Origin of the sequence: Salinispirillum sp. LH 10-3-1, assembly GCF_030643825.1 — a bacterium.
GTDB lineage: Bacteria > Pseudomonadota > Gammaproteobacteria > Pseudomonadales > Natronospirillaceae > Salinispirillum.
In genome coordinates this window covers 1,409,702-1,427,935 of record NZ_CP101717.1, presented here as the reverse complement: position 1 = coordinate 1,427,935, position 18,234 = coordinate 1,409,702, and the positions used below count along the sequence as shown (strand labels likewise).

At 54.3% G+C, this 18,234-nt stretch carries 16 protein-coding genes; 13 read left to right on the top strand and 3 right to left on the bottom strand.

The window, feature by feature from the left end; all coding sequences use genetic code 11:
• Positions 1–30: 30 nt before the first annotated feature.
• The 5 genes from NFC81_RS06340 (at position 31) to ltaE (ending at position 5,316) form a co-directional block, all read left to right on the top strand.
• Complete coding sequence (locus NFC81_RS06340; protein ID WP_304996686.1) at positions 31–2,643, top strand: mechanosensitive ion channel domain-containing protein; 2,613 nt, start codon at positions 31–33, stop codon at positions 2,641–2,643.
• Between the two features lie 222 nt (positions 2,644–2,865).
• Complete coding sequence (locus NFC81_RS06335) at positions 2,866–3,234, top strand: hypothetical protein (RefSeq protein WP_304996685.1); 369 nt, start codon at positions 2,866–2,868, stop codon at positions 3,232–3,234.
• A complete protein-coding gene (locus tag NFC81_RS06330) occupies positions 3,221–3,649 on the top strand; it encodes a hypothetical protein (RefSeq protein ID WP_304996684.1) in 429 nt (142 codons plus the stop codon). The genes NFC81_RS06335 and NFC81_RS06330 overlap by 14 nt, the downstream gene beginning before the upstream one ends.
• Position 3,650: 1 nt before the next feature.
• A complete protein-coding gene (locus NFC81_RS06325; RefSeq protein ID WP_304996683.1) occupies positions 3,651–3,959 on the top strand; it encodes a hypothetical protein in 309 nt (102 codons plus the stop codon).
• 253 nt (positions 3,960–4,212) lie between these two features.
• Positions 4,213–5,316 (top strand): low-specificity L-threonine aldolase, encoded by a 1,104-nt coding sequence (ltaE, locus tag NFC81_RS06320; RefSeq protein ID WP_304996682.1) that lies wholly within the window; start codon positions 4,213–4,215, stop codon positions 5,314–5,316.
• Here ltaE and NFC81_RS06315 read toward each other — a convergent pair.
• Positions 5,291–7,837 (bottom strand): EAL domain-containing protein, encoded by a 2,547-nt coding sequence (locus NFC81_RS06315; protein ID WP_304996681.1) that lies wholly within the window; start codon positions 7,835–7,837, stop codon positions 5,291–5,293. The genes ltaE and NFC81_RS06315 overlap by 26 nt on opposite strands.
• 369 nt (positions 7,838–8,206) lie before the next feature.
• Between NFC81_RS06315 and NFC81_RS06310 the strand changes: the two genes are divergently transcribed.
• The 7 genes from NFC81_RS06310 (at position 8,207) to NFC81_RS06280 (ending at position 16,264) form a co-directional block, all read left to right on the top strand.
• Entirely contained in the window at positions 8,207–9,397 is a 1,191-nt protein-coding gene (locus NFC81_RS06310; RefSeq protein ID WP_304996680.1) for a thiamine pyrophosphate-dependent dehydrogenase E1 component subunit alpha, read from the top strand.
• Positions 9,390–10,367: an alpha-ketoacid dehydrogenase subunit beta gene (locus NFC81_RS06305; RefSeq protein ID WP_304996679.1), complete on the top strand. Its 978-nt coding sequence runs from the start codon at positions 9,390–9,392 to the stop codon at positions 10,365–10,367. Before NFC81_RS06310 ends, NFC81_RS06305 begins: the two co-directional genes overlap by 8 nt.
• A gap of 30 nt (positions 10,368–10,397) precedes the next feature.
• On the top strand, positions 10,398–11,651 hold the full coding sequence (locus tag NFC81_RS06300) for a 2-oxo acid dehydrogenase subunit E2 (protein WP_304996678.1): 1,254 nt from the start codon (positions 10,398–10,400) through the stop codon (positions 11,649–11,651).
• 149 nt (positions 11,652–11,800) lie between these two features.
• Positions 11,801–13,636, top strand: a complete 1,836-nt coding sequence (locus NFC81_RS06295) for a serine/threonine protein kinase (RefSeq protein ID WP_304996677.1) — start codon at positions 11,801–11,803, stop codon at positions 13,634–13,636.
• A 116-nt stretch (positions 13,637–13,752) separates the two neighbouring features.
• Entirely contained in the window at positions 13,753–15,072 is a 1,320-nt protein-coding gene (locus NFC81_RS06290; RefSeq protein ID WP_304996676.1) for a SpoIIE family protein phosphatase, read from the top strand.
• Positions 15,069–15,593: an STAS domain-containing protein gene (locus tag NFC81_RS06285; RefSeq protein ID WP_304996675.1), complete on the top strand. Its 525-nt coding sequence runs from the start codon at positions 15,069–15,071 to the stop codon at positions 15,591–15,593. The genes NFC81_RS06290 and NFC81_RS06285 overlap by 4 nt, the downstream gene beginning before the upstream one ends.
• Before the next feature lie 383 nt (positions 15,594–15,976).
• Positions 15,977–16,264 (top strand): hypothetical protein, encoded by a 288-nt coding sequence (locus NFC81_RS06280; RefSeq protein ID WP_304996674.1) that lies wholly within the window; start codon positions 15,977–15,979, stop codon positions 16,262–16,264.
• A 101-nt stretch (positions 16,265–16,365) separates the two neighbouring features.
• Here NFC81_RS06280 and NFC81_RS06275 read toward each other — a convergent pair whose 3' ends face one another.
• Both NFC81_RS06275 and NFC81_RS06270 read right to left on the bottom strand, forming a co-directional pair.
• Positions 16,366–16,944, bottom strand: coding sequence for an NnrU family protein (locus NFC81_RS06275; RefSeq protein ID WP_304996673.1), 579 nt, complete (start codon positions 16,942–16,944; stop codon positions 16,366–16,368).
• A 29-nt stretch (positions 16,945–16,973) separates the two neighbouring features.
• On the bottom strand, positions 16,974–17,504 hold the full coding sequence (locus NFC81_RS06270; protein ID WP_304996672.1) for an elongation factor P hydroxylase: 531 nt from the start codon (positions 17,502–17,504) through the stop codon (positions 16,974–16,976).
• A 261-nt stretch (positions 17,505–17,765) separates the two neighbouring features.
• On the opposite strand from NFC81_RS06270, the gene NFC81_RS06265 reads away from it, so the two are divergent.
• Positions 17,766–18,200, top strand: coding sequence for a transposase (locus NFC81_RS06265; protein ID WP_304996671.1), 435 nt, complete (start codon positions 17,766–17,768; stop codon positions 18,198–18,200).
• Positions 18,201–18,234: the final 34 nt, after the last annotated feature.

Below are 18,234 nucleotides of genomic sequence, written 5' to 3'. Positions count from 1 at the left end.
ATAACCAACTGCACACAAAGGACGGTTACCATGCCTGCTCTCTTTCGTCGCTTGGCGCTCTTCACCCTGCTGCTGTGGTCAAGCGGCACGGTGCTGGGTCAAAACGCCACTGTAACGGCTGAAACAGCGACGATCGATTCGGCAACGCTAGGGGCTGAGATCATTCGGCTGAACGTCACGCGGCAGACGTTGGAAGAACGCCTTAACAGCGTCCGTTCACAACACGCACGCTTGCAGCAAAATGAAGCAGCGCTGAACGAACACATCCTCGCCTTGTCGGGCAGTGTGCAAATTTACCGCGTACTGCAAGAGCAACGCACAGCGCTGCCCGATGTAAGTATTGACCCTCAATTGTCTGACCTCATTGCAGAAACTCGCCTACGTCAGTTCGAGGTCACGCAGCTGCAACGCATGGTGCGCGATGAGCCACTGCGGTTCTCCGCCTTTTTACCTTTGGAAGAATTGCTCGACGAACTGCAGGACCTGGTGACCAGTGCAGTGACCTTGCAGTCCGAACAACGCGCCTTGGCGGAGACCAGTGCCCGGCTGCGCGATTCCTTAGAGGAACAGTTGTTTTGGATACCCAGTAATCGCCCTCTGGGTGTCACCTGGTTGCTGGCCTTGCCGGGCCAGCTAACGAATCAGATCACCAATTTACCCGGCAGTATTCGTTTAGGGCTCGACCCTGCGCATTTACCGACGTGGCGTGTATTGCTCGCCATCGCTTTGTTTATCTCGGCGTTTGGCCTCTTCTCGATCCGTGCTCGGTTGGCGCAGCGCATCACCGACATAAACAATGAGATCCAGGTCTACAATGACGCCCAGGCGCTTTGGGCAGCGGCCGCTATGACCGCGGAGGTAACGCCGGAGTCCGAAGCGGAGGCACCGCCGATGGAAGGCGCTGCAGTCGATCTGCCCGAAGCACCCACCCCGCCTTCGCCTTGGCTAACGCCTACGGCCCTGGTGTGGGTTGCCTTACAAGCCTTACCCCTCAGTTTGTTGGTGCTTTCCTTTGGCACTCTGCTCAGTAACACCAGCAGCGACGGCATTCCTGCCGTTGGCCCGGCCTTAACCGCCTTTGCTTTTAGTCTTTTTGTGGTGCAGTTTCTTCGCCGTTTTCTCAGTTCTAGCGGAATCGCCAAACTGCATTTCAGTTGGTCGTCCGGCCAACGCCACACGTTATTGTTGTTTCTCAGCCGGTTTGCGTGGGTATTGCTGCCAACAAGTTTCGTGCTGGCCTTGGCCGAGCAACAAACCATGGCATTGGCGGACGATATACTCGGTGTATTTGTGATGCTGGCTGCCGGTATCGGGATCGCTATCCTTTTTTCACGACTCTTGAAGCAGTTGCCGAAGCTCTATCAATCGGAAGGCATACACTGGCTACTGACCTTGGTACTGGTGTTGCTGCCGCTTGGTTTGGTCGTCCTGACGGCGTTTGGGTACTACTACTCCGCCTTGCAGTTGACGGGCCGCTTCTTGGCGACGTTCTATGTTTTGACTGGTTGGGTGATCGCGGAGGTCACGGTCATGCGCGGTGTTGAACTGTCGACCTCACGCCTGCAATTGCATCGAGACCGCGAAGCGCAAGCTGCTCGCTTGGCCAACCCTGCCCCTTCGCCTGACGGACAGAGCATTACGGTTGAGCCGGAAATCAAAGCGGAAGTGCAAAAGGTGCGCTTGCAGACGTTGCGCTTGGCTCGTTTCCTACTGTTGGCGGTTTTTGGTGGATTGCTGTATTGGGTATGGGCCGACTTGTTCACGGCCTTTGGCTACCTCGACAGTTTCGTGCTGTGGCAATACGGCGATGCGGATAGCCTGACCCCCATGAGCTTGGCGGACCTTGGCTCGGCGTTGTTTATTCTGGGTGTTACGCTGTTCCTGGCGGCAAACCTGCCAGGGCTACTGGAAATGCTGGTGTTGTCGCGCTTGACCTTACAACAGGGCAGCTCCTATGCCATCACAACCCTGATGAACTACATCATCACCACCGTGGGCTTGGTGCTCGCGCTGTCGAGCCTGGGCGTGAGCTGGGATAAACTGCAATGGCTGGTCGCCGCGCTCAGTGTCGGTTTGGGTTTTGGCTTGCAGGAAATATTCGCCAACTTTGTATCGGGCTTGATCATTCTGTTTGAGCGCCCGGTGCGCATTGGTGACATTGTGACGCTGGGCAACCTGTCTGGACGTGTTAAACAAATTCGCATCCGCGCCACGACCATTACCGATTTTGACCGCAAAGACATCATTGTGCCGAATAAGACCTTTGTTACAGAGCAACTGATCAACTGGACGCTCACCGATACGGTGACGCGCGTGATCGTGAAAGTCGGCGTGGCCTATGGGTCTGATTTGGAAAAGACACGCAAGATTTTACTCAAGGCCGCCCACGCCAATACGCGCGTGTTAAAAGACCCCGAACCACAGGTTTTGTTCCTGAACTTTGGTGACAGCACGCTCGACCATGAGTTGCGTATTCACGTAAAAGCATTGGGGGATCGTAACCCTGGTATCGACGAGATAAACCGATACATCGACCGTGAGTTCAACAAAGCCGGCATTGAAATCGCCTTCCAGCAGGTGGATATACGGTTGCGCAACAGCGAGGGCATAGAGCGGTTAATTGAGCCGCGAGAGAAACCCTAGGGCGGGTGCTTACACCCGCCACCGTTCTGTCGCTACGTTGAGCGCAAACCCATCGCGTAAAAACTGCCATGAGCATTCTTTCTTTGCTGACACTTGACGCACTTCACTGTTCCTATGCGCGATAGCGCACCGACCAAACATTCCCCCACCGATAAACTCTTCAGAACCAGTTAAATAGCAAACCATGGCAAATCCGCCACGTTGCGCATCAACGGAGTTCCAATGAGTAAATCAATAGAGTCAATCACCACTAAAGATGCCAAGAATACTTTTGATAGCGGCGTCGATTCTGCGTCTGGCAGCGCGCACAAAGCCATTGATAGTGCATCGGATGCTGCCGGTCCCGCCATCAAGAAAGCCACGAGCACCGCACACGATACAGTGGACAGCATGGCAAAGGGTGCACATAACGCAGCCGATGCGATATCAGAAAAGAATGCGCAATTGCACAATTTGCAACAGCAATTAACCGACAGCACCCGATCTCATGTTCGCAACAACCCGCTATTGTCCTTGGGTGTAGCGGTGGCCGGCGGAGCCCTGTTCGCCATGTGGCTGAACAGCCGCTCCGGTGGGCATGATGCCAGCTGAAAAGGCTGCTGAGACCACAGAAGCACCCGCTTCGGCGGGTGCTTCTGCACCGCCTGAGCTCTCTGTAGAGCTTTCCGGCTGGTGGCGACAGATCAAGAGCATCCTGCACGATCAATTGCAGTTGTTCACACTCGAAGGCGAACGTGCTGCTAACAGTGTAATGGCATTGCTGGCCTACAGCTTGTTGGTCGGCTTACTTGGGTTGGCATTGTGGCTGGGCCTGTTGGCGCAAGTCATCATGCTGGCTCAACATACGGCACTGGAGGCCTGGCAATCCCTAGGGCTGGCCATGGTCGTCAACCTGTTTGGCCTGTGGTATGTGCTACGTCGCCGCAGGCATTACAGTCGATTGCTGCGTTTCCCTGCCACGCTACATAGCCTACGCCCAATAGCAGAAGATACTGAGGAGCATTAAAGTGTTTTCATCGCGAGATCTGGATCAACGCATCGACGAGCTGGCATTTCGGTTACCGGTAAAGCGGCAACAGTTGAAGTCTCAGACCGGTACACTCACCACTGTACTGCGCAACAAACTCACTTCACCGGAGGCCTTCGCGGTTGCTACCCTTTCCGGGGCAGGCCTTGGTCTATGGCTACAGAAGCGCGATGCTGGCTTGCGCTATACGCTGGCCGATGGCGCGGCTGACATTCTGGGGTATTGGAAAATTTTCTACCCTGATATCTGGTCGAGTCTGTGGCGTGCTCTGGTCGTCAGCATCAAGTAGCTTAGTGTGGAAGCGCACGGAGTGAGCTTAAACAGTTCGGTATGCTCAACACTCGACTCATTCAAGAGAGACCTTTTCCCCGCTAATATAGCGGGTTTTTTTGCTTCTGCCACAGAACATGTTGGGAGGATATTTATACCCGCCGCACCGCGGCAGGTGTGAACACCTGCCTTACTCCGTTAGCTTCTGTTGCATTCGTCGACATCTGAAGGCACATTGTTGTTTTTGCAGTATCTTCATCAGGAGTATTCATGTGAGCGACTTCCGCAGCGATACGGTCACGCAACCCTCTGTTGCGATGAAAGAGGCTATGATGGCCGCACCCTTAGGCGACGATGTGTTTGGCAGTGACCCGACGGTGAACGCCTTGCAAACCATGGCCGCAGAGATGTTAGGCTATGAGGCCGCGCTGTTTGCCCCTAGCGGAACACAGACCAACTTAATCGCGCTCATGAGCCATTGCCAACGTGGTGATGAGGCCATTGTCGGCCAAGACTGGCACACCTATCGCTGGGAAGCCGGTGGAATGGCGGTACTCGGCTCTATTCAACCACAGCCCGTTGCCAATCAACCCGACGGTTCATTGGCCTTGGCCGATATCGCTGGGGCTATCAAGCCCGATGACATGCACTTCGCCCGCACTCGGTTGTTGGTGATCGAAAACACCGTGGGCGGGCAGGTCCTCTCTGCTGAATACATGCAAGCGGCGGCCGAGCTGGCGAAGTCACGGGGTTTAGCCACGCATATCGATGGCGCACGCTTATTTAATGCAGCGGTGTCGGTCGCGCAGGAAGATGGCAGCGACCCCATCGCCACCGCACGACGGTTATGCCAGGGCTACGATTCAGTGTCCATCTGTTTGTCAAAAGGCTTGGGCGCGCCGGTAGGCTCGTTGCTGCTAGGCTCACACGAACTGATCAAACGAGCACGCCGCGTGCGCAAGATGCTGGGCGGCGGGATGCGCCAAGCCGGTATTCTGGCTGCTGCCGGTCATTATGCTTTGCAGAACAATGTGCACCGTTTGGCGGAAGATCACTTAAACATATTAACGCTGGCCAGCGAGCTGCGCCGAGTCTGTGAGGAGTCGCCGCTGTTAAAAGGCAAGGTGGTTGTGCACTCGCCCAACACCAACATTCTGTTTATGGACGTGCAGCCTGATATCGCACAAGACTTGTTGGCGTATTTAGCGGCCGACAATGTACTGGTGACCAATGGCTACCATCAGGCCCCTTCCGGACAAATGGTGCGTATTCGTTGGGTAACGCATATGGATGTGGGAGATAAAGACATCAGCAAGGCGATTCAAGCCGTATCAGCGTTTTCGAACCCGGTTAACGGCGGCCATACCATTCAATAAACTCAGAAACGGGTATCGGTCGCGCAATGAGAAAGCCCTGCACCGCGTCGACGTTCAGTCGGCGCAACAGGGTCAATTGCTCTTGCGATGATACCCCTTCCGCGACGACCCGCAATTTCAAGCTGCGCGCTAACCCTATAGCGGACTCCAGTACTGAAAACTCTTGTCTATTCAGCGCCTGTTCCAGAATTGAACGATCTATTTTGAGTTCGTTCACCGGTAATTCATGAATACGCGATAACGACGAATGCCCGGCTCCGAAATCGTCTATTGAAAAACCCAGTCCGGACGCTTTGATCATATCGACCGACTGACGCACTGCATTGCCTGACCGCATCACGGCGGTTTCCGTAAGCTCCAACTTCAATCGCAAATTGCCGCCGGTGCGTTCCCGAGCAATCGACAGCACGCGTGAAATGGTTTCTGGGTGAGCCAGATCTTCGGCGGATATATTGATGGAAAGCCCGATATCAATACCCGCGGCGCGCAGTTCATGGTGTACACGGCATACCTCGCCTGCCAACCACAGCGTAAGGCGTGTGATAATGCCCGTTTCTTCGGCCAATGGCACAAATACCGCAGGCGACACCTCACCCAGTACTGTGTGGTTCCAACGCAACAGCACCTCCGCTGCGGGCACGGAGTCGTCATCCAGGTTCATAACCGGTTGTAGATACAATTCTAAATCCGACTGATCGATGGCCGACGCCAAGGCGCTGAGCAGGAACAGTTTGTCGCGCCCTTCTTGTTGGTGCGCTGGCTCATAGGCCAAATGGTCTGGACTGATCACCACGCGATCCAATGACGCCAATGCCGCCAACACGGAACCTTCGGCATTCATACCGTATTTTTGGCAGTCTATGGATGCAAACACCGGTGACATGTCTACTTCGAAGTTGCCGATGGATACACCGGGCTCCAATGCCACGCGCAGGGAAGCCAGAAGACGTTTCACGGAATCCTTTGTGACCAGTATTCCCATGACGTTGTCTTGCACAGCGTACAATTGGTCAGGATGATCCGGGTACGCGAGTTGCTGTCGCTGGTTTGCTATCCACAGTTTCAATCGACTTGCCAAGGACACTAAGGCGTCGTTCGCTACCGACACGCCCATGGTGCGTTCTATATTGTGATAGTGCCGGAACTCTATAAGTATTAAGCAGGCCTTGTTCTCGGTGTGCTTATCCAAAAACATGACCAGAGATTGCCGATTGGGTAAGCCCAGGATGTCATTCGTCAGCGCTTGGCGAATCATCTTATTTTGCAGCTCAGCGTTCTTCTCTTCCTGCTCAATCAGTGCCTTTTGCGTATCGATGCGTTGAGTTTTCTCGAGATAGGTTTCTCGAATTACAGCACCGGTGAGGATAATAACGGCCAGCACAGCCCCTACCTCCAGAGCTGAACCCGTCAATAAAGAATCCGGCAGCAAACCAGCCGAACGTGCGAACAACAGGCAAGCACCTGTAATGATCAGCAGCATAGCGGCGAGGAATATCTGCCCTTTTTCGCTGCCGCGTAGCGAGGCTCGAATACCTTCAACCACCATGCTGACACCGACCAGCGCAGCCACGATCTGGCTGATCTGCACTAACCTTTGGCCGGAGAATCCGAGGAAAAAGTGGTTAATAAACCAAGTCACCAACAATAAACAGAGAACGACGACCCAACCCTTTAGTATCCAACCGTTGAGCCGGTTAGGTTGTTTGTTGGTGTTCAGAAACAACAGTGTGAAGGTCGCGCCAAAGATCGCCGCGGCCATGGTGCCGGGGAAAATGGCGATATTCAGTTGCGGCAAGGTGGGCCATAGGAAGGCGTACAGCACGCCGTTAAGTTCTGCCTGCACCCCTAAGATGCTGATGATCAGACCAGCAAAGAGCAACTCCGCCGAGCGCCGAAGGGTGAGCCCCATGGCAATCGCCAACATTGCTGTGAAGAGAAAGATACCACTCATGAGCCCATGAAAATAAAGCTGGGCAGAATAACTGCCCAGCACTGCATCCATAGAGGGTGCCAATATCAGGGGAAACAACAATGCGCCATCGTTGGCTACGTATAAGAGTAGCTCATCATTGGCATTTATGTCGGCTGGCAGAGGAATTACTACCTGCGGCACCAACACGGGTCGATCGAAGAACGGCCGTTGATCACCCACCGCCGCCAACAATTCAGGGGCTGACCCAGGAGTCAACCTATAAACGTCCAAGTAATCTATGTAAGGCGCACTGAACACCAGCGCCGGAGCTTCTTGTAACTGCCGAGGCAGGGTTAAGCGCAACCACACTTCCGGCTGGCGAAATCCGAGGCCATCCGTTCGAGGTGGCAAGGGTTGCCAACGTGCATCATCCGCCACCGCCAAGTCATCAAGGGAGGCACCGGGCTCACCTGTCCACTCATACAACACAAAGGGCAGCTCTGAAATCGCGAAACGTGACGGCTGTAACATGAGGATCACGAACACCAACGCGGCCGCGCCAATCACAGATACACGAAAACAGTATGGGCAGCGCGCGGGTCTATTCATACAACTCTGAATTCGGCCTCGGTGTTATTATTCTAGTAGCTGTTATAGCTGATAGCGGCAATCATCGGTATAAGTTTAACGATAAATAACAATATTGCGATGCACCGCCTGTTAGGCTGAGCAAAACTTGAAGTGTTCAGAAATGATTCCAGTTTTGCCCGCAAGCCAGACAAGCGTACCGCGAAAAAACGAGCACAATCTTACCTCATAAGCTAACCTTTACGTAAACTGCGGATCGGGACAAGCGGCCCATCCTCAGCTAATGTTACTGAGTGAAACCAATGTCTGTGTCGGTGGTGACCCCGCCGCGCAAGAAAGTGCGCTGCTGACAAAATCGGTAGTGTAGCGACAACAACAAGAAGGTAGCTTATGAGTGACAAACGACAAACCGATGCCCGCATCGTGCATAAGCCGGTATTTATCGACGGCAGCGACCTGACCATCCCGACGCTGCGCGTATTGCAGCAGGATGGCGACATCTACCCGGATGCCAAATTGCCGAAGATCAACAAGGCGCTGGCGTTAAAAATCTACGACACGTTCCTGTTCGTGCGCGCGCTGGACGAGCGCATGTTGGCGGCGCAACGGCAAGGCCGCATCAGCTTCTATTTGACCGAAACCGGTGAGGAAGCGACCGACATTGGCAGCGCTGCCGCCTTGGATCAAGAAGATATGATCATGGCGCAGTATCGTGAGCAGGGGGCGCTGCGGTTTCGAGGTTTCACCCCCGAACAGTTTATGAACCAGATCTTTTCCAACGAGAAAGACTTGGGCAAAGGCCGCCAGATGCCGATCCACTACGGCTCGCACGACCTGCATTACATGACCATTTCCTCCCCCTTGGGTACACAGCTGCCGCAAGCTGCTGGCTATGCCTATGGGTTCAAAGCGCAAGGCAAGAAGAACTGCGTGATCTGCTATTTTGGCGAAGGCGCTGCTTCGGAAGGCGATTTTCACGCAGCACTGAACATGGCGGGCGTATTAAAAGTACCGGCCATCTTCTTCTGTCGCAACAACGGTTACGCCATTTCCACACCCGCGCATGAACAGTTCGCCGGTGATGGCATCGCTCCACGTGGTCCGGCCTATGGCATCAAGACCATTCGCGTCGACGGCAACGACGTGCTGGCCGTGTTGTTGGCAACGCAAGAAGCCCGCAAGCTGGCGGTGGAACAAAACCAACCGGTGTTGATTGAAGCCATGACCTACCGTTTGGGTGCGCATTCCAGCTCCGATGACCCCAGCGGTTACCGCAGCAAATCGGAAGAGGATACCTGGCGTGCCAAATGCCCGGTGCTGCGCATGAAAAACTACCTGATGAAAAAAGGCTGGTGGGACGAAGAAAAAGACACCGCCACCAAAGAAGCCCATCGCAAAGCGGTGGTCGACGCCATGAAAGTGGCGGAAAAGATCCCTGCCCCACCGCTGGAAGACTTGTTTACTGACGTATACAGCGAAATACCTTGGCACCTGCAAGAGCAAGAAGCCGCCTTGCGTGCACACATTCGCAAATACCCTGATCAGTACAAGAAGTCATCGTGGAGGTTTGCCGATGAGTAAGATGAATCTATTGCAGGCGATCAATAACGCCCTCGATACCGCGATGAGTGCAGACGAAAAAGCCGTGTGTTTTGGCGAAGACGTGGGCCACTTTGGTGGGGTTTTTCGCGCCACCAGCCACCTGCAGGAAAAACACGGGCGGGCGCGCTGTTTCAATACTCCGCTGACCGAGCAAGGCATTATTGGTTTCGCTAATGGTTTGGCATCACAAGGTATGACAGCGATTGCCGAGATCCAATTCGCGGATTACATCTTCCCCGCTTTTGACCAGATCGTGAATGAGACCGCGAAGTTCCGTTACCGCTCCGGTAACGAATTCAATGTCGGCAGTTTGACCATTCGCACGCCTTACGGCGGTGGTATCAATGGCGGTCACTACCATTCGCAGTCGCCTGAAGCCTATTTCACGCACACGCCCGGCTTGAAAGTGGTGGTGCCGCGTAACCCCGAGCAAGCTAAGGGCCTGCTGTTGGCGTCGATTCGTGATGACAACCCGGTGTTGTTTTTCGAGCCGAAAAAGCTCTATCGCGCTTCGGTAGGGGAAGTGCCCGACACCGACTATGAGCTACCTCTCGGCAAGGCAGAAGTTGTGCGCGAAGGCACCGACATTACTCTGCTGGCATGGGGCGCGCAGATGGAAGCCATTGAGAAAGCGGCCGACATGGCAGCAAACGATGGTGTGTCTTGCGAGATCATCGACCTGCGTACCCTGCTGCCATGGGATCGTGACACCGTGGCCGAATCCGTAAGGAAAACCGGCCGCTTGTTGATCAACCATGAAGCGCCGCGTACCAGCGGATTTGGCGCGGAAATCGCGGCGTCCATTCAAGAGAGCTGCTTCCTCTATTTGGAGTCGCCCATAGTGCGCGTAACCGGCATGGATACTCCCTTCCCGCTCGCGCTGGAAAAAGAGTACATGCCCGATCACCTGAAGACGTATGAGGCCATTAAGGCCAGTCTCGCTTATTGATCAGCCGAATTTTGTGGAGCACGAAACGCTATGAAAATTGATTTTATTCTGCCCGACATCGGCGAAGGCATCGTGGAATGCGAGTTGGTGGAATGGCATGTGGCCGAAGGCGAACACATTCAGGAAGACCAGCCTGTTGCCGACGTGATGACCGACAAGGCGTTGGTGGAAATCACCGCCATGCACACCGGCACCGTCAGCAAGCTTTATTGCCAGAAAGGCGACATTGCCAAGGTACACGAGCCGCTGTTTGAAATTGAGATTGCCAGTGATAACAGCGCGGCAGGCACAACCGACCAACCAGCGCCGACCGCAGCCGCACCGACACCGCAAACGACTCAGTCTAATGAACCGAGCCAGAACTCCGCGCCATCACTGCTGCGCGGCCATAAAACCCTCGCCAGCCCGGCGGTGCGCCGCATTGCCCGTGAGCACAACTTGGATTTGGCTCAGGTGCAGGGCTCTGGTAAAGACGGTCGAGTGCTGAAAGAAGACCTCTTGCCTGTGGTGAATGGGTCGACGGACGCATCGCCGCATCCTAAACAGCCTGCTTCAACCGTTAGTTGGCAACCGTCGGCCACCGACCGCACCGAGCCTATTAAGGGCATCAAAGCGGCCATGGCCAAGCAGATGATGGATTCAGCCTCGACCATTCCGCACTTCACCTATGTGGATGAAATCGACGTGACCGAGCTGGACGCCCTGCGCGCGCGCCTAAAAGAGTCGTTCGCTGCGGATGGCATCAAGTTGAGTATGATGCCATTCATCATGAAAGCCATGGCGCTGGCGATTCAGCACTACCCGGTTTTGAACAGCCGAGTGAATAGCGATTGTACGGAGCTGACGTACTTGGCCGACATCAATATCGGTATGGCGGCAGACACCCCAATGGGCCTTCTGGTGCCCAATGTGAAAGGCGTACAAAACCTGACATTGAAGGACGTCGCACGTGAGGTGAATCGCCTAACCGACGCCGCCCGCGCGGGCCGCGTGGCACCCGGCGATATGAAGTCGGGCACCATCAGTATCTCCAACATCGGTGCCTTGGGTGGCACGGTGGCCACGCCGATCATCAACAAACCCGAAGTGGCCATTGTGGCGTTAGGGCGAGTGCAGTCGTTGCCGCGTTTCGCCGCCGATGGTTCAGTGACGGCGCGCAAGATCATGCAAGTCAGTTGGTCCGGCGACCACCGCGTGATTGATGGCGGTACCATTGCGCGTTTTTGCAACCAGTGGAAAGTGTATTTGGAAGAGCCCGCGAGTATGATGGCGGATTTGCGGTAGTCCCGTAGGGCGGGTTTTTACACCCGCAGGGCACCGCATGCGCGAAGATAAGGACGTAGGAGCGCAGCCCTCTGCGCGAAGATTCGGCCAGAGGGCTGGCCTCCTACGCCAACACAACCATCAAACGTTGAAATTCAAACGAAAACCTAATGACCCAACCGGTGTTGCAGCAGTTCTACATCAACGAAGAACAGTCCATTTATCTGATGAGCCACCAAGACGCTCAAAAGATAAAAGACTGGGTGCAGTTGTGTATGGCGCAGTTACGCCAGCTGGGTTTCAGTCACATCGAGTTCATCGGCAAGGGCGCTTACGGGTTTGTGTTTGGTGGACGCTCCACCGACGACACCGACTACGTGTTCAAGTTCTCCCGCATCAACCTGCCGCAACACATTCAAGACCGCCTGGAAGACGAAGCCTGGATGCAAAGCCAGGTCGTCCATCCGCAAATCCCCGAGGTCAGCGAATACACCAAGATTTCACGCCAGTCGGTGCTAATGATGGAACGGGCGCGCGGCATGGACCTCGAAGCCTTTTCAGTGCGCTATGGCAAGCTGTCGCCGCGTTTGGTGATAAAGATTGCAGCGCAGTTAATCGACGTTCTGCTCGCCCTGCGCGAGTTTCAACACGAAGGTGCAGAAAGCCCCATCGTGCATGGCGACATCAAGCCGTCCAATATCGTTTTTGATCCACAAACCGAAACCATCAAGCTGATCGACTGGGGTTCCAGCGTGTTCGCGCAGACCGATGCCAACGGCCAACCGGTCGGGCGCAACCAGTTCAGCCTGATGAGCGAAGATATGAACAGCACCAACGCCAAATTGGGCGACGTGTATTTCATCGGCGAAGACCAACTGAACGGTGGCCTCAGCTCACCACGCTTCGATGAGCAAGGTGCTGCCGGTACGCTTTATGCCCTCGCCTCAGGACAAAGCTGCCGCTATGGCTATGACGCTATTCCAGTCACTTCGTTAGGCCTGCCCCAAGAGTTCGCCGTGACCTTACAAACTTTGCTGGCCGGTAACGACCAAGAGCGCCGCAAAGCCGGCGACTATTTGTTGCGTCGCATGCCGCACATGCGCCATATCGTGATGGTGGACTTACCGCAGGAAGACGAAAAACCGCAGATTCCAGTGTGGGCTTTCGATGATGTGCCGGATATCGAGTCGGTGGTGTACAGCTCACGCAAGAGCTTTCTGCGCGCCGGTAATCTCGACCACTATCTGATGGCCGAGGTGGACGACGTGGAGTTGGAGAAGTACTACAAGAATTTTATGCACGGCATGGGACACACCGAGCGGGCGTTTCTGGCCGCGATCAGCCGTTTAGGCAAGTATCCCGTACTGGGCGGCTTGGCGGTGCGCTGGGAAGGCGACGAGGTGTTCATTGATTCCAGTATGAACATGCACGATGTCAGTCTGAAGAAATCCTTTGTGACAGCGGTCAACAACATCGTCACGCTCGCCCGGGCGATCAAGCGTGAAGGGGTATTTAAGTGCTGTATGTTCAATGCCAAGATCACCCAGCACATTGACCGTGCCTCTGAGTCGGAGCCTTTTATTCCGCCCGCCGACATGCGCATTCCATTCGACGTGCACGCCGCGCCCCTGAGCGAGGACAAAAGCCGCAATCACTCTTACTTTGAAGACGGCCAAGACCCCGATGAGTTTCTCAGCCTGCCCGAAGAGATCATGCGCGAAATCGCCTTGTTGAATGACATTCGACACACCGGGTTGATCATCTTCGAGTCGCTGCCGACGCACCTGAAGATTCACAACTATTACGTATTGCTGGATGAAACACGCCAGCAAGATTTTACCGAGGCGCTAGACCGCATTATTCAGGCGGTGCCGCTGATCACCGGGCTTGGGGTGTCTGGCTTTATGAAGATGCCGTATAAGAACACTCGGAAATTCGCCCTGTTGGATCGATTGCCCGACAAGTTTTACCCGCGTAACCCTCGTGGTCTAAGCGCCGGTACCTAGTAAGACGTTGAATACTAAGTGTGGCTGAACAACGTTGCAGTTCCCCCCTACCCTGACTATGTTTATCTTAGGGGCATCTAAGTTCCACGCATTGTTCAGTGAACTAGGAGAATAGGATGACCAGCTCGCAGCCACAGACCAACGACGATGCGCTGCAATTCGCCGAGGAAAATCCAAGCGACGACGGCCTCCACGTCTGGAAAATTCTCATTGTGGACGATGAACCGGAAGTGCACCAAGTCACCCGTATGGCGTTGCGTGAATTTCGCTTTCAGAACCATCGGGCAGAATTTTATAGCGCCTACAGCGGCTCCGAAGCCCGTGCTGTGTTGGAGCAACAAGACGATATCGCGCTGATACTGCTGGATGTGGTAATGGAATCGGAAGACGCCGGTTTGAACCTCGCACGCCACATTCGCGATACCATTGGCAACAAGCTCATTCGAATTATTTTGCGCACCGGGCAACCTGGTCAGGCTCCGGAACAGAGGGTGGTGCTGCAATACGACATCAACGACTACCGGTCAAAAACGGAGATGACGGCGCAGCGCTTGATCACCAGTGTGGTGTCGGCGCTGCGCTCTTACATCGCCATTAAGGACCTTGACGTACTCAACAGCAACCTCGAGGCTCAGGTTGCGGAGCGGACGCAAGAACTTCAAGCTGCACACGACAAACTGCAAGCCTCGCTTACCGAGCTGGAAGAAGGTGAGCGAGCCGGTAAGCGCGTGCAATTCAAGTTACTGCCACCGCGCGAGCAAAGATTTGGTGAATACTGCTTTTCACACAAACTTAAGCCGTCAGAGTTTATGAGCGGTGATTTTCTCGATTACTTTGTGATTGATGCCGACCGGGTCGCCTTTTACATCGCCGATGTGTCCGGCCATGGCGTTGCCTCGGCGTTTGTGACCGTCTATCTGAAACGCTTTATGAGCACTTGTTTAGATACTTATCTTCGTGAAGGCACGGGCAGCATTGAAAATCCGGCCGAAGTGCTATCGGCACTGAATGCTGAATTACTGCGCGAGAACATGACCAAGTACATCGCCCTGTTTTACGGGGTGCTGGACATTCGTACGCATGAGCTGACGTACTCAAACGCAGGTGCCTATCCGTGGCCCTTGCTGCGCTATCCGAGTCGTCCAGCGGAGTATCTGGAACTGAAAAGCACGCCTGCGGGCATGTTCGACTTCGCCACCTATCAAAACCACCAGATGTCACTGCCCGACGATTTCTGCCTTTTTCTGTTCTCAGACGGCATTATGGACTTACTCGACGAACCCACTAACGACGCCAAGTTAGCTTACCTCAGCGAACAACTTTGTACGCCAGATGCAACGGTGGACCAAATCATCGAGGCCTTAGACCTACCCTCACGCCCGGCTATGCCCGACGACCTCACCCTGCTCAAGCTGGAACGTCGGAGCGCGCAATGAACGGAGAGTCAATCATGCCCCAAGAGCACATTTTGTTTGCCCAACATAACGACACCTGCTTTTTTAAGTTACGTGGTGAGCTGCGCCATACCAACGCTACGGCGATGGATGACTTGATCGATCGGCTGTTTCGTCAGGGCCAGTTGCACTGCGCTCAAGTAGTGATTGATCTCAATGAAGCCACCTTCATGGACAGCACACACATAGGCCTGCTTGCCAGTATTGCTCGCCACTGTAAGGCGCAGGACTTACCTGCTCCCACGCTGTTTTCTACGCATCTGGAAATCAACGATCAGTTGGTCAGTTTGCGTCTGGACGAAGTGTTTGAATTGATTACTCAACCAACCGACCAGGCGGTTGATTTCTCTGCGGTCACCAGCAGTGAACACTCAGAGGATAAAAAAGCTCGGATGATACTGCGCGCGCATGAGGCTTTAGTGGAATTGAATGACGCCAATCGTACAGCGTTTGAACCTGTGGTCGAGTTGTTGCGGGCTCAATTGAAAAACACGACGCCCTAGTCGCCGATTGAGTTAATTTAAATTTTTTTGATTATAAGGGTTGACGATATATTTATAAGCCGTTTAGACTGGATTTACTTCGTCCTTACTGGCGAAGAAAAATAGGACAAAACTATGAATACCTCAACAGTCAATTTTCGAATGGCTACACCGCTTAAACGCTGGTGTCATGCCGCTTGAAATTCGCAGTGACTGATTGAGTAAATCACGGCTGCGGATCTTCACCGCAGCTGCCGAGTTCGACAAATCACCCTTCAAAATACCACGTCTCAGGTTTTTCCTGATCATGGGATCCGTGCGTCTGCATGGGCAGTAGGTTGATTTTCCTCTCTCTTCCGCGTTGAACCATCCGCAGCCTCCAAACCACTTGGAGGAAATCTTCGATGTTAACTTTACTTATAAACTCTCTGGCTGTTTTGCGTTTGAAACAAAGCGAGCGCGCTGATCGTAAAACACACGGCAAGGTACGTGGTCTGCCACCTATGAGCGATCACCTGCTGCGTGATATTGGTTTGTTTGACATGGGTACGATTGATGAGCAGGACTGGGAGACAAGCGCGCAAACACGCCCTCAAACCCAGGCTCAGCTACCCAAAAAGAACGCGACCAAACCCTTAGAGAATGCGCAGGAGCACGCACCAGAGCCGCCGCTTCAAACGCGAAGTACCTAGAGGTCGTCGCTGCACGCGGGATAAAGTGCAGCGACGGCGAGTAAGCCTGCGACGCCGTAGTTAGGAATTAACGGCGTCGCATTTTGCGCCCTACCGGCCCATCAGCCGAACGGGCGCACTCCGATTAATACAGCATGCAGATAGAATGCAAAAGCAACCCAAGCCACCAATCCAATCACCACCGCAATGGCATCACGCGATGCGCCGACCGCCGTACGCACGACCCCTTCCGCACGGTCACGACGGCGAGATTTCGCAAAGTTAACAATGGCCCAGACTAAGAAGCTGCCGAACAGCACGATGTCGGCCAAAGTACCGTTAGCCAACAAGTGCGCCAGTGCCCACACCTTAACGGACAACACCATGGGGTGACCCAGCTTGGCTTTCATGTGAGTGCCCGGTACATAGGCAGCCGCCAGTAGGATAAATGCCGGAACGGTCAACAAGGCGGCCAAATGCGCGGTCCAAATAGGTGGTATCCACACCCACACCATGTTCAAGCGCGCCTGCCCGTAACCCCAAACCACCAATACCAGGCCAACAATGGCAACGACGGTATAGAGGCCTTTCCAGCCACCTTCACCGAGTTTTTCAACCATATTGGTGCGCCAACCGTCCGCAAACATGCGCACAGAATGTATGCCGAGAAACAGTACGAGACCCAAAATCAAATACGCCATGTCGTGATCCTTTTCGTTATTTTTTTGCGTTATTGTTCAATACTGAAACAGTCGCGCTGCAAGGGTGCGCGCCCATAAAAGGCTGTTAACCGCTCAACCAGCACACGCAAGCGTTCTGGCAAACCGTTATCCAGTAGCGACCATACTCGCTGCTGCACATGACATTTAAAGGCATGCGACGCACCCAGTCCAGTGCTCAAATTGTCGGCGCTGAAATGAAACGGGTGTCCAGCCGCGACCGACAACATCCATTCGTTCGCTTGTGGCTTAACCTCTACCCGCTCGAACTCTATTTGCTCTTCGGCGGTCCGCCCATCGGGCTTGTACCAATAGCCGAAGTCTTCCAGCAAGCGACGCTCCGGTCCGGCGACCAACCAATGCCCTATTTCGTGCAAGGCCGACGAATAAAAGTGATTGGCGAAAACGATGCGATGATGCGGATACTGAGCATCGGCGGGCAAATAGATGGGCTCGCCATCACCCGCCACCAGTTCCGTGTTGAGCGTCGGCAGAAAGAGGTCGTTGAAGATCCGAATGAGGTCTTGGTAGTCGTGCTGCATAGCGCGCGATCATACCAGCGCCGGCACGTAGGAGGCCAGCCCTCTGGCCGAACATGCACATTGACCAAGGCCTGGCGTTTTTTCCGTAGGAGGCCAGCCCCCTGGCCGAACCCCAACCCAGCCCCAAGGCCAAACTTTCGCGCAGAGGGCTGCGCTCCTACGGGACAATTCGCGTTAACACTGCATTCCTACCCCTAGGGTGAGTACCCATGACCCACGTTATTCTTCACAATAACATCCCTTCGACAGCGACGAACTATCATGCACTACCACGGACGGAATCTACGCAAAGGGCGGTTTTCTGCACCCGGTCATGTTTACCACATCACCACCGCAACCCAACATCGTCGACCTTTCTTCTCTGATCTCTCGGCTGCCCGAACGCTCATTCAATCGCTCAAACAAGAAGATGCCATAGCAACCACCCAGACTTTGGCTTTTGTGGTTATGCCAGACCACCTTCACTGGTTGTTTACCCTGCAAGCCGGTGATTTATCGCAGATGGTTAAACGCGTTAAGTCAGTGACATCTAAACGAATAGGCTTCTCAGTCTGGCAGTCTGGTTTCTACGACCACGCTATTCGCGCGGAGGAGGATTTACTGGCGACCGCGCGTTATATCGTCGCAAACCCTTTGCGAGCGAATATTGTGGAGCATATAGGGGATTACCCCCATTGGGATTGCGTTTGGCTGTAGGAGGCCAGCCCCCTGGCCGAACCCTATCACGGCC

Excerpts from the sequence above, each read along its gene's own strand:
- NFC81_RS06330 (WP_304996684.1), top strand. The coding sequence starts at position 3,221 with ATGATGCCAGCTGAAAAGGCTGCTGAGACCACAGAAGCACCCGCTTCG.
- NFC81_RS06285 (WP_304996675.1), top strand. The coding sequence starts at position 15,069 with ATGAACGGAGAGTCAATCATGCCCCAAGAGCACATTTTGTTTGCCCAA.
- NFC81_RS06305 (WP_304996679.1), top strand. The coding sequence starts at position 9,390 with ATGAGTAAGATGAATCTATTGCAGGCGATCAATAACGCCCTCGATACC.
- NFC81_RS06300 (WP_304996678.1), top strand. The coding sequence starts at position 10,398 with ATGAAAATTGATTTTATTCTGCCCGACATCGGCGAAGGCATCGTGGAA.
- NFC81_RS06295 (WP_304996677.1), top strand. The coding sequence starts at position 11,801 with ATGACCCAACCGGTGTTGCAGCAGTTCTACATCAACGAAGAACAGTCC.
- NFC81_RS06290 (WP_304996676.1), top strand. The coding sequence starts at position 13,753 with ATGACCAGCTCGCAGCCACAGACCAACGACGATGCGCTGCAATTCGCC.
- NFC81_RS06335 (WP_304996685.1), top strand. The coding sequence starts at position 2,866 with ATGAGTAAATCAATAGAGTCAATCACCACTAAAGATGCCAAGAATACT.
- NFC81_RS06270 (WP_304996672.1), bottom strand. The coding sequence starts at position 17,504 with ATGCAGCACGACTACCAAGACCTCATTCGGATCTTCAACGACCTCTTT.
- NFC81_RS06315 (WP_304996681.1), bottom strand. The coding sequence starts at position 7,837 with ATGAATAGACCCGCGCGCTGCCCATACTGTTTTCGTGTATCTGTGATT.
- NFC81_RS06280 (WP_304996674.1), top strand. The coding sequence starts at position 15,977 with ATGTTAACTTTACTTATAAACTCTCTGGCTGTTTTGCGTTTGAAACAA.
- NFC81_RS06310 (WP_304996680.1), top strand. The coding sequence starts at position 8,207 with ATGAGTGACAAACGACAAACCGATGCCCGCATCGTGCATAAGCCGGTA.
- NFC81_RS06265 (WP_304996671.1), top strand. The coding sequence starts at position 17,766 with ATGCACTACCACGGACGGAATCTACGCAAAGGGCGGTTTTCTGCACCC.
- NFC81_RS06275 (WP_304996673.1), bottom strand. The coding sequence starts at position 16,944 with ATGGCGTATTTGATTTTGGGTCTCGTACTGTTTCTCGGCATACATTCT.
- NFC81_RS06340 (WP_304996686.1), top strand. The coding sequence starts at position 31 with ATGCCTGCTCTCTTTCGTCGCTTGGCGCTCTTCACCCTGCTGCTGTGG.